Source organism: Dyadobacter fermentans DSM 18053 (genome assembly GCF_000023125.1).
Lineage (GTDB): Bacteria > Bacteroidota > Bacteroidia > Cytophagales > Spirosomataceae > Dyadobacter > Dyadobacter fermentans.
Genome location: NC_013037.1, coordinates 3832541 through 3844374 on the forward strand (window position 1 = coordinate 3832541; position 11834 = coordinate 3844374).

Genomic DNA, 11834 nt, shown 5'->3' on the forward strand with positions numbered 1-11834 from the left:
CGATTTTGAAATAGCGTTAGAAGGTCGGCAGAACGTTTCGGCAGACAGGAGGCCCCGCCGGGGACCCTGCCCGACCACGGCGCCATTTATAACCCATTTTCCCTAAATTGCGGCATGAACAAACTGTACATCCTCGCCTTTTTTGTTGCATTGCTCGCCGGCTGTTCGAAACCGAGCGATAAAATCGTCGTCGCTACGGCTGCCAATGTGCAATATGTGATGAAGGAAATCCAGCAGGAATTCGAAAAGGAATCGGGCAAAAAAATGGAAATAGTGGTGGCGTCATCCGGCAAGCTCACCACGCAGATCCGCGAAGGCGCGCCTTTCGATGTATTCGTTTCGGCCGATACCAAATATCCGGAGGAAATCTACAAAAACGGCGGTTCCGACCAGAAACCGGAAGTTTACGCCACGGGCGCACTCGTGCTTTGGTCCAAAAACATCCCGGAAGCCGATCTCAAACCGGAAGCACTAACTGCCGAAAACATCAAAAAAATAGCCATTCCTAACCCGAAAACGGCACCTTATGGAGAAGCCGCTTTGCAGGTTTTGAATGCATTGAAAATTTACGAACAAACCGAAAAAAAACTGGTTTACGGCGAAAGCATCGCCCAAACCGCCCAATACATTACCACAGGCTCCGCAGAAGCCGGTTTCAATGCATTATCCATTGTATTATCCCCTGAAATGAAAGGAAAAGGCCATTACGTGATCGTCGATTCCAGCCTCTACACACCCATTCAGCAGGCGGCTATTTTATTAAAACACAGCGAAGATTCCCCAAAAAGGGAAGCCAGCGAGCAGTTCTACAAATTTTTGTATTCCGCAAAAGCAAAAGCCATCTTCAAAAAATACGGCTACAAATAGAACATCATTCACACATTCACTCATTCACACATTCACTCATTCACACATTCACACATTCACTCATTCACTCATTCACTCATTCACACATTCACTCATTCAAAATTGGACACCCAACCCCTCTGGCTCACCTTCAAACTCGCCGGCATTACTTCGGTACTGCTCCTGGTGATCGCGTTGCCGATTGCCTACTGGCTCGTTTTCGGGAAGTTCAAAGGCCGGGGCATCGTGGAGGCGCTCATCGGAATGCCCCTCGTGCTGCCGCCGTCGGTAATCGGCTTTTACCTGCTGCTGGCTTTCAGTCCATCGCATTGGTTTGGGGCCGTGATTGAGGAATATTTAGGACTGAGGCTCGTTTTTTCGTTTCCGGGACTGGTAATTGCCTCCATTTTATACAGCCTGCCATTTATGATCTACCCGATCCGCGCCGGGCTGCAATCGCTTCCGGCCTCGCTGCGCGAAGCGTCCTACACATTGGGTAAAACCGAATGGCAAACCTTCACACGGGTGCTCCTTCCGAATTGCAAACCGGCGATTTTGACGGCATTTGTCCTCACATTCGCCCATACGGTGGGTGAGTTCGGCGTGGTGCTTATGATCGGCGGCAATATCCCCGGCGTGACCAAAGTAGCATCCGTGGCCATTTACAATGAAGTCGAAGCATTGAATTACCCCGCCGCGAATGCCTACGCGATGGTGCTTTTTGCGATCACTTTCATTATTTTGCTGGTTGTGTATTCCATTAACAATCGCCTGCTCCGTGTCCGACAACCTGCTTGACGTCCATATCCGGCATACCCTGCACACCGCACACGGCGTCCTGCCCATGGAAGTGGATTTCGCATTGCCGGCCAACAGCATTCTGGCGCTCACAGGGCCATCGGGCGCAGGAAAAACCACGTTATTGAAACAAATAGCGGGCCTCTCGATGCCTTCCTCCGGTCGGATCATTTTTGGAAAAAACCAATGGCTCGATACGGCGAACCGCATGCACATTCCCGCCCAGCACAGGCACATTGGTTTTGTATTTCAAGACTACGCATTGTTCCCGAACATGACCGTGATGCAAAATCTGGAATACGCCCTGCCCCGCAACGGCGACGGGACATTGATCGGTCATTTGCTGGAAACCACCGGCCTGGCCCAGCTCGCAGGCCGCAAACCGCATCAGCTCTCGGGCGGGCAGCAGCAGCGCGTCGCCCTCGCCCGCGCCCTCGTACGCGAGCCGGAATTGCTGCTGATGGACGAGCCTTTCGCCGCCCTCGACCCGGAAATGCGCGTGCAATTGCAGGATTTATTATTGAAACTGAGGCGTGAACGGCCATTTACGGTCGTCCTGGTTACGCACGATATGGGTGAAATTTTCCGCCTCGCCGACCTTGTGGCTGTCATGGATACCGGCAAACTCACGCGCATCGGAACGCCCGCCGAAATGTATCTCGGAGAGGCCGTCCCGCCACAAGCGCTGCTGATTTACGGCGAGGTGCTGGCCTGCGAACGGCAGAGCGAATCGCTTTCGGTACAAGCGTGGATCGACGGGCGGGTCCGTCAGTTCAGCATTCCGTTGCATTGGGAAGCACAATTATCACCCGGCACGCGGTTCACAATGGAATATTCGGCCGGTCAGCCAGGGATCCGCATTCTGAAAACCTGACAAAAACCGTCCGTGAACAGATGAAAAGGGTAATTTCAAACAGCATTCGTCTTATTTCAAAATCCATACTTAACACTAAACCATGAGATTATTTTTCAAACTGCTGCAAATTGCCGTGATCACGGTTCCATTACTCGCTATGCGTGCCGACAAACCCCTGCGCGTCGTATTTTTCGGCGATTCCATCACCCAGGCGGGCGTAAGTCCGACGGGATACATTACCAAAGTAGGCGAAATGCTGAAATCCAAAGGCCAGGAAAGCCAATATGAGCTGATCGGCGCCGGCATTGGCGGCAATAAGGTGTATGACCTCTACCTGCGGCTCGAAGACGACGTGCTGGCCAAAAAGCCGGATGTCGTATTCATTTACGTGGGAATTAATGACGTATGGCATAAAGCATCGTCGGGCACCGGCACTGATCCCGATAAATATGTGAAGTTTTACGAAGCGCTGATCAAGAAGCTGAAAGCGCAGAACATCCGTGTGATCGTTTGCACACCGACCGTAATCGGCGAGCGTAACGACAATTCCAACCAGCAGGATGGCGATTTGAATCAATATTCGAAGCTCATCCGCGAAATCGCGACCCGCAACAACCTGCAATTGCTCGATCTGCGCAAGCATTTCCAGGACTACCTGGCGAGCAACAACCCGGAAAACAAGGAAAAAGGCATCCTGACCACCGACCGCGTGCACTTAACCGAAGCCGGGAACCAGTTCCTGGCCGAAAAAATGCTGGAAGCGCTCGTGCAGAAATAGGCATTTACATGCCAGATACTTCAAGCGAATCCCGGAAACTACTTACCGGGATTCGCTTTTTTTTGGGCTTATTTTCCGTTTGATAACCTATCACGTCACCTGATCATCGGTTTCACAAAGAGTTTGGGATAAGTACAAAATTGAAAACCTGGCTGGCCAGCCGCGTTTTATACACTTCTCAAATCCCAAATTTTCTATCATGAAACAGTCCGGTAACCTCCTGCCGCTTTCCCTGGCGACGCCCATTCTCACATTTTTCATTTATGCATGCTGCATTGGGTTTTTTCCAAACCCTACGACCAAAAAAGCGGTCATCCACCCAACCAGCAGCGTGCCGGAAACCAGCAAAAATGCTGCAAACCTCCCGGCCGGATTGGCGCAAACGATCGCCGAACGGGAGTACCACATTTCGTACGACGCTTCGGACCGCGTGCTGCAAAGCCCCAACCGCCGCCATAATCTGCGCACACACTACCGACCCGGGCAGGTTACCGTCCGCAACCGGACTTCCGGGAATCCGTTTTCGCTGGTACTCCAGAACGAAGGCATTTTTGCCGACGGCCGGCTAATCGGCAAGCCGGACGCGCATTCCCGTACCGAGCGAAATGAAAATCAGCTGCGTATTCATTACCAACGCTTCACCGAAGAATTTATCAACAATGAGGATGGTGTCCGGCAAAACTTCATCATCCGCGAAGCTCCCGCTCACGTCCGCCAATTGCAGGTGCACCTCAGGGCCAGCGGTATGCGCATGGAGAATGGTGCTGAAAACGAACTGCGCTTTTTTGCCAAAAACAATCCCAATCCGCAACTCATCTACCGCGATCTCAAATGCTGGGACGCAGCAGGCCGGACGTTGACAGCCAGCCTCACCGGCCGTGACCAGCACATACAAATTACCGTGAATGCCGAAAATGCCGCATTGCCGATCACCATCGACCCGCTTGTGGTGAATGGGAACCCCGGCAATGCCGAAGCGCTGCTGCAAGCGGACCAGGCTGATGCATGGTTTGGCTTTTCGGTGGCCTCGGCCGGGGATGTGAATGGCGACGGGTACAGTGATGTGCTGGTTGGTGCGCCGCATTATGATCACGGCCAAACCAACGAAGGCGCCGCTTTTCTTTACTACGGCTCGGCAGCAGGCATGAATACGCTCCCGCACCTTTTTGAAAGCAACCAGCCCGACGCTGCGATGGGCCACTCCGTCACCAGCGCAGGCGACGTGAATGGCGACGGGTTCAGCGACGTGGCGATCGGAGCGCCTTTTTACGATAAAGGACAAAACAATGAAGGAGCCGTTTTTGTACATCTGGGCTCAGCAATGGGCATCAAGCCGAACCCTGTGGCTACACTGGAAAGCAACCAGGCGGAAGCGCAATTCGGCGTTTCCATCGCCTTGGCCGGGGATGTGAATGGGGATAATTATAGCGAACTGCTGGTCGGCGCGAGCGCATTTGACCAGGGGCAGGCCAACGAAGGTGCTGCATTTGTTTTTTATGGTTCGCAAAATGGCATTATCACGAACAAGATTACAACGCTGGAAACGAACCAGGCGAATGCCATGCTGGGTACCTCTGTGGCGGGTGCGGGGGATGTAAATGGCGATGGCTTTGGCGATATGCTGGTGGGTGCGCCGTTTTACAGCCAGGGTGAGACGGAGGAAGGCGCGGCGGTTGTCTACCTCGGATCGGCCAACGGGCTTGCGGGCGGGCCGGTGGTTGTGGAGGGCAGCCAGGCCTACGCGCACATGGGCAGCGCGCTTGCATGCGCGGGGGACCTCAATGGCGATGGCTACTCGGACATTGCGCTCTCAGCGCCGGACTATGATGGCTTACATGAGGATCAGGGACGCGCCGGCATTCATTTCGGCTCGGCTTTTGGCATTAACATAAACCCTTCCAAAACGATTACCGGCACGCAAATGAAGGAAAAACTCGGCAGTTCGGTGGCCTGCGCGGGCGATGTAAATGGCGACGGCTACGCCGACCTGATGATTGGAAGCCGGTTCCTGGGCAAAGGCCCTGCGAACGAAGGTGGGGTAGCGGTGTATGCCGGAACCGCGGCCGGGCTTGCAGATTCGCCGATATCCGTGCTCAAAAGCGGTCAGGCGAATGCCTTTCTCGGCCTATCGTGCGCCGGTGCGGGGGACATCAATGGCGATGGTTTCAGCGATCTGATCGTTGGCGCGCATTTATACGACAACGGCCAGGCCAACGAGGGCGCGGCGTTCCTATGGCGTGGAAGCGCCACAGGGATCAATGCAGCCACGTTCACCGCATTGCTCTCCAATCAACCCGAATCGGCTTTCGCCTTTGCCGTATCCAGTGCAGGCGACGTGAATGCAGACGGCTATGACGATGTGATCGTAGGTGCCCCGAACTTCGACAACGGGCAATCCGACGAGGGAGCGGCGTTTCTTTTCACCGGCTCGTCGAATGGGATCAGCGCGATTCCGTCGGGTGTTCTGGAAGCGGACCAGGCTGGTGCGAGCTTTGGCAGGTCGGTATCCGCTGCGGGCGATGTAAACGGCGACGGTTTCGGTGACGTGATCGTAGGAGCCATGCATTACAGCAATGGCGAAAGCGAGGAAGGCGTCGCGCTGGTTTACAAAGGGTCACCGGCCGGGCTAGATCCGGCCCCCACGGTGCTTGAAAGCAACATGGACGGCGCATGGTTCGGCTGCGCGGTCGCGCATGCAGGCGACCTGAATGGCGATGGATTCTCTGAAATTCTGGTAGGTGCCATGAATTATTCAAATGGGGAAGCGCAGGAAGGCGCATGCTACATTTTCCCCGGCTCGGCGAACGGCCCGGTTACCGGCGGCAAACGCATCATAGAAAGCGACCAGGAAGATGCCCGGCTGGGCAACGCGGTCACCGGCACCGGTGACCTGAACGGCGACGGCCACGATGACATCGCGATGGGCGCTTACAGCGTGGGAGACTATGATTCGGGTGCGATATTCATTGGTTACGGCCACGGCAGCGACCTCAGCCAGCTCACGGTCGAAATTATCAAGAGCGCCGACGAGCAGGCGCATTTCGGGTGGGATGTTTCCGGTGCGGGTGATGTGAATGGCGACGGGTTTCATGATCTCATCGTCGGGGCACACGCCTATAACAATGGCGACGGCGCTGCATTTCTCTACTATGGTTCAGCATCGGGCATTACTTCCCAGGCCACGACCGACCTCTATTCGCACGAAACGGGAATGGCCGCCGCGATGGGCGAGTCCGTTGCCGGGGCCGGCGATCTGAACGGCGACGGATACAGCGACGTCGTAGTCGGCGAGCCCATGTACGCCGACCCTGACACGTGGATCATGACCGGCCTCGCGATGATCTACTACGGCTCTCCCGCGGGCATCGGCACCAGCCCGCAGCGCATGACAGGAAATCCAAACGACGAATTCGACTTCTTCGGCTGGTCGGTCGCCGCCGCAGGCGACGTCAACGCCGACGGATACAGCGATCTGCTCGTGGGCTCCCCCAATTTCAGCACCGCACAAACCGACGCCGACGCCGCATTTGTGTACTACGGAAACAGCAGTCTTGGATTAAAAAACAACCTCCGCCTCTACAATTCCGACCTCATAACCCCGCTGGATCACACTCAAAAAACAAAAAACGACTTCGGTCTCAGCCTAATGGCTAAATCTTTCCTCGGCCGCAGCAAAGGAAAACTGGTTTGGGAAACGCAACCGGAAGCGCAGGCCTTTCTGCAAGGCGGAAACACCCTGATTGGAACGAGCACATCATTCACCGGCAGCCAGAAGGGGTTCTCCGCGCTATCCGGCGCAGGTTCGGAATTGAAGGGTTTAGTTTTAAAAAGCGGCATTTCTACCAAAGTCCGCGCACGGGTCAAATACAGTCCGGCATTGGCGTTGACTGGACAGGCGTTCGGGCCTTGGCGCTACCTACCGGGCTATCTGGCTGGCGCATCGGCGGCGCCAGCGCCGGTGCCGGATACAATAAGCGGCGAGAAGGAATCGCTGGCAGGTGGTAGTGGTAAAAATTTAATCGTATATCCCAATCCGGTTGCAAACCTGTTGCGCATTCGGTATGCCGAACCTGAATTCATCCAGCGTGTGCAATTGCTCACGGAATGGGGCCGGAGTTTGATGTCCTTTGCCTATCCGGTAACGGCAATTGATGTGCGCGCATTGAAACCTGGCCGGTACGTCGTGGTGATTTTGTATAAAGATGGCTCACGCGTTTCGAGGATAGTTTTGAAATACTAGGTCGTGCACATATCGTCAACGACTGCCCCGGCACAAAGCCCGTGACCCAGGGCAGTCGTTGCACTTATTCCTTCTGATTATTTGACAGTTCCTGTTGCTCATCGGATTCTGTTTCAGCACGATGCATTTACGATGTTTGGGCCAGGCAAAATCTGTTGCCGCGAATCCTTCGCTTATCACCTTAATTCCAAGACTATGAAACACACTTACAAGAGATTTGTCCTTGTTGCCGTCGCTGTTGTAATGGCAATTGCTAGTATGGCTTACTGGGCCGACAGAGACCAGAAATCTAATCTCCGACCAGGCGCCGGTCAATCAGCGCACTCAAAAGACAAAGCTGTGCCGCAGGAGGCATTAGCTCAAATTCAGCAAAACCTAATTCAACGCGAATACCACATCAGTTACGACAGTGCAAAACATGTTCTCCAAAGCCCTAACCGGATGCAGGGGCTAAGAGCTTACTACCGTCCAGGTGAACTGACCATCGTCAACCGTAAGGATTCATCAGGGCACAACTTCGAATTAAAACTGATCAACAAAGGCATCTACGCGGATGGCAAAAAGCTGTTCAGCCCCCAGCGCTCTGCGACAAATGATTTGAAAAACAACCACTTGCAGATCGCACATGCCGGATTTGTGGAGGAATATATCAACGAGCCGGGTGGTGTCAGGCAAAACTTCATCGTTGAATCCGCGCCGGACGGTACTCGTGAATTGGAAGTGAGATTGAACGCCGAGGGCGCGCAAGTAAAACAAGTCGGTAAAAACGAATTAATTCTTGCAAAACAGAGCCTTGCAAAATTCTATTACCGCGATTTGCATTGCTGGGATGCCGACGGAGAGCCGCTCGAAGCCAGCCTCGCTTATGTGAATGGCGATATATTGATTGAAGTCGACGTCAAAAACGCTGCTTTTCCTGTCACAATCGACCCATTGGTGGTGAATGGCACTCCTGCTAATGCATCCACCCTTCTCGAAAAAGACCAGGCGCAAGCTGCATTCGGATACTCTGTGTCTTCCGCAGGCGACATCAATGGGGACGGGTATAGCGATGTGATCATCGGAGCCCCCAATTATGATAAGGGAGAAAGCAATGAGGGAGTGGCATTCGTTTACATGGGTTCGGCCAGCGGCCTGGCCACTGCACCAGACCGGACACTAGAAGCTAACCAGCCTGATGCCAAATTTGGAAATAGCGTAGCGAATGCCGGCGATGTCAATGGGGACGGGTTCGGCGATGTGATCGTCGGAGCGCCCATGTACGACAAAAACGAAAACAATGAGGGGGCCGCATTTGTTTACCACGGCTCAGGAGCCGGACTTAACGCAGTACCCACTACCACACTGGAAAGCAATCAGCCCGATGCAAATCTGGGCCAGTTCGTTGCGGCTGCCGGCGATGTAAATAATGACGGCCTCAGCGACGTGATCACAGGTGCGCCTATGTATGATAAAGGACATTCCAATGAAGGCGCTGCTTTCGTCTATCATGGTACACTGGCCGGGATATCCAATGTACCCATCACAACACTTGAAAGTAACCAGATCGATGCACAATTCGGCTGCTCGGTCAAAGGGGCCGGAGATGTCGACGGTGACGGATACAGTGACGTGATCGTGGGTGCATCGATGTACGATAAAGGCGAGAGCAATGAAGGAGCCGCATTCGTATACCATGGCTCGATAAACGGAATAGCAACAGCAGCCAAAACGACGCTGGAAAATAACCAGGCAGCCGCCTTTTTCGGCTTCTCTGCATCCACCGCAGGCGACGTGAACGGTGACGGCTTTTCTGATGTCATCGTCGGATCATTCCATTTCGACAACGGCCAGAACAACGAGGGCGGGGCATTTGTTTACCACGGCTCGGCGAATGGGATAAGTACCACAATCGCAAAACAACTGGAATGCAATCAGGCGGGGGCACAATATGGCGCTTCTGTCGCTTCGGCCGGGGATGTAAACGGAGACGGGTATGCTGATGTGATCGTAGGAGCCAACTTATTCGACAACGGGCAGGGTAACGAAGGCGGCGCATTTGTGTACGAAGGTTCCTCATCGGGCCTGGGCAACACATCCGCATCAAGCCAGGAAGGCAACCAGCTTAATGCCTACCTCGGCTCCTCCGTTTCCAGTGCGGGGGACGTGAATGGAGACGGGTATAGTGACATTGTCGTGGGTGGACAAGGATATGATAAGGGCGATGCGGATGAAGGCGTGGCGCTGGTGTGGCTGGGTGGCGCAAGAAGTATCAAGGAAACAGTAGTTACGCACCTGGAAATGAACGTCCCCGGCATTCAATTCGGCTGGTCGGTTGCGAGTGCCGGGGATGTGAATGGGGATGGGTTTGGCGATGTAATTATTTCAGCCAATAATTATGACGGTGGCCAGGCGTATGAAGGGGCTGCATTTGTGTTTCACGGGTCTTCGCAGGGGCTATCGGGCGTGCCCAGCTACACCTTCGAGGGTAATCAACAGTATGCAAGTTTGGGTTCCGTAGCTAGTGCTGGCGATGTCAATGGGGATGGGTTCGATGACGTAATCATTGGCATACCATTGTACGACAATGCAGCTGAAAATACAGGCAAAGTGTGTATTCTCTACGGGTCTGGTTCTGGATTGGGCATTGGCGGTGGTAATTTGCCTCAAACAACAATTTTAGGAACGCAAGAAGATGCCAGATTTGGGTCGGCTGTATCGAGTGCAGGAGATGTTAACAAAGATGGATATGCTGATATAATAATTGGAGAAACTGAATATGACATCAGTAGCCCATACACGGATGAGGGACGAGTCCATATTTACTACGGATCATCAAACGGTGTCAACCTAAATGCAAATCCAACAATCATCAATGGAAGTATTGTCGGCGTGTACTTGGGTTCTTCGGTTGCAGGTGGTAGTGATGTAAACGGAGACGGTTTTGGAGATATACTCGTCGCAAATCCGTACTATACGAACGGACAAAACTTTGATGGTGCCGTCTTTATTTACAATGGTTCACAAGCTGGTATCAATCCAGCAAATCCAACTATTCTGCACAATAATTTTAAAGGGGAGGATTTGATAGGCGTGGCCAATGCGGGCGATCTCAACGGAGACGGCTATACCGATGTTGTCGTTGGATCACCCAAATATAGTAACGGACAACTTCAAGAGGGAGCACTTTTCATATTTTACGGATCTGCCAACGGCATTAATACCGTGCCTGTCATTCTGGAGAAGAATGTTACCAACGGATATCTGGGCAAAGTTTCAGCGGCGGGCGATGTAAATGGGGATGGTTACAGCGACTTGGTGGTTGGTAGTACTGGCTTTTCAAATAACGAAGTCAATGAAGGTGCCGTTTACCTTTTCTTCGGGTCACCGGCTGGTCTAACAGCAGCTAATTGTTTGACAATCGAAAGCAACCAAAACAGCGCTTTCCTCGGCAATTCCGTCGCGGGCGCCGGCGACATAAATGGTGACGGTTACAGCGACATCATTGCAAGCGCTCACCAGTATGATAACAATCAACAGAACGAAGGTCGGGCTTTCGTTTATTATGGCAATAGTACATTAGGCACTCGCAACAACCTCCGCCTCTACAACTCCTCCGACTTAACCACCCCCATCAACCACACCCAATTCGCCCAAAACAACTTTGGAGCGGGCCTTTATGCCAAATCTTTCCTCGGTCGCAACAAGGCGAAACTCGTGTGGGAAACAAAACCGGCAAACCAAGGCTTCTCCAAAGGCAGTAACAACAGCATCACCAACAGCACCCAATCTACTAGCTCGCAAAATGCTTATTCGAATCTGGGCCTGGCCGGGATTGAATTGAAAAACGTGATCAACAAGCAGGGGGCTGGAACTAAAATGCGGGTTCGTGTAAAATACGATCCTGTGCTCGCACTGACCGGGCAAACCTACGGGCCGTGGCGCTATCTGCCTGTTTACCTGATGGGAAACAGTACCTCCCCTACGCCCGAGAACACGGAAGACAACTTATCACGAACAACTAAAAACAAAAATATGATAGACTTAAATAGATGGAGCGATCAGGTTTCGGTATTCCCCAACCCTGCTACGGACTATTTAAATATCGATGCCAGAAATCCCGAACAGGTAAAGGCTATTAAAATCCTGAATATCAAAGGCGTAGTGATATACCAAACTTCTGGGTTCGAATCCCCGATCGATTTAAAATCACTTGCCAGGGGCGTGTACTTTGTGATCGTTACCAACCATGAAGGCGTTCAGACGACGCGAAAGATTATGGTTGCCAGATAAGAGGATCTGTAAACAAAACAATTATGAATTGGGGGAATTCACCC

General features: G+C 52.9%; 6 protein-coding genes. All 6 read left to right on the forward strand.

Annotated features, from left to right (window positions below):
* Positions 1-114 precede the first annotated feature (114 nt).
* The 6 genes from modA (at position 115) to DFER_RS15575 (ending at position 11790) form a co-directional block, all read left to right on the forward strand.
* Positions 115-867 carry a molybdate ABC transporter substrate-binding protein gene (modA, locus tag DFER_RS15550; protein ID WP_015812600.1) on the forward strand — a complete coding sequence of 251 codons (753 nt, stop codon included), beginning with the start codon at positions 115-117 and terminating at the stop codon, positions 865-867.
* Between the two features lie 102 nt (positions 868-969).
* On the forward strand, positions 970-1644 hold the full coding sequence (gene modB / locus DFER_RS15555) for a molybdate ABC transporter permease subunit (protein WP_015812601.1): 675 nt from the start codon (positions 970-972) through the stop codon (positions 1642-1644).
* Positions 1625-2518 carry an ABC transporter ATP-binding protein gene (locus DFER_RS15560; protein WP_041735181.1) on the forward strand — a complete coding sequence of 298 codons (894 nt, stop codon included), beginning with the start codon at positions 1625-1627 and terminating at the stop codon, positions 2516-2518. Before modB ends, DFER_RS15560 begins: the two co-directional genes overlap by 20 nt.
* An 82-nt stretch (positions 2519-2600) precedes the next feature.
* A complete protein-coding gene (locus DFER_RS15565) occupies positions 2601-3278 on the forward strand; it encodes an SGNH/GDSL hydrolase family protein (RefSeq protein ID WP_015812603.1) in 678 nt (225 codons plus the stop codon).
* Positions 3279-3477: 199 nt separating this feature from the next.
* The gene (locus tag DFER_RS15570) at positions 3478-7518 is read left to right on the forward strand and encodes an FG-GAP-like repeat-containing protein (RefSeq protein ID WP_015812604.1); all 4041 of its coding nucleotides are present in this window, start codon (positions 3478-3480) and stop codon (positions 7516-7518) included.
* Positions 7519-7713: 195 nt separating this feature from the next.
* Positions 7714-11790: an FG-GAP-like repeat-containing protein gene (locus tag DFER_RS15575; protein ID WP_041735184.1), complete on the forward strand. Its 4077-nt coding sequence runs from the start codon at positions 7714-7716 to the stop codon at positions 11788-11790.
* Positions 11791-11834: the final 44 nt, after the last annotated feature.

Bases quoted from the DNA above. Each gene is read 5' to 3' on its own strand.
- modA (WP_015812600.1), top strand. From the start codon at position 115: ATGAACAAACTGTACATCCTCGCCTTTTTTGTTGCATTGCTCGCCGGC.
- DFER_RS15565 (WP_015812603.1), top strand. From the start codon at position 2,601: ATGAGATTATTTTTCAAACTGCTGCAAATTGCCGTGATCACGGTTCCA.
- DFER_RS15570 (WP_015812604.1), top strand. From the start codon at position 3,478: ATGAAACAGTCCGGTAACCTCCTGCCGCTTTCCCTGGCGACGCCCATT.
- DFER_RS15575 (WP_041735184.1), top strand. From the start codon at position 7,714: ATGAAACACACTTACAAGAGATTTGTCCTTGTTGCCGTCGCTGTTGTA.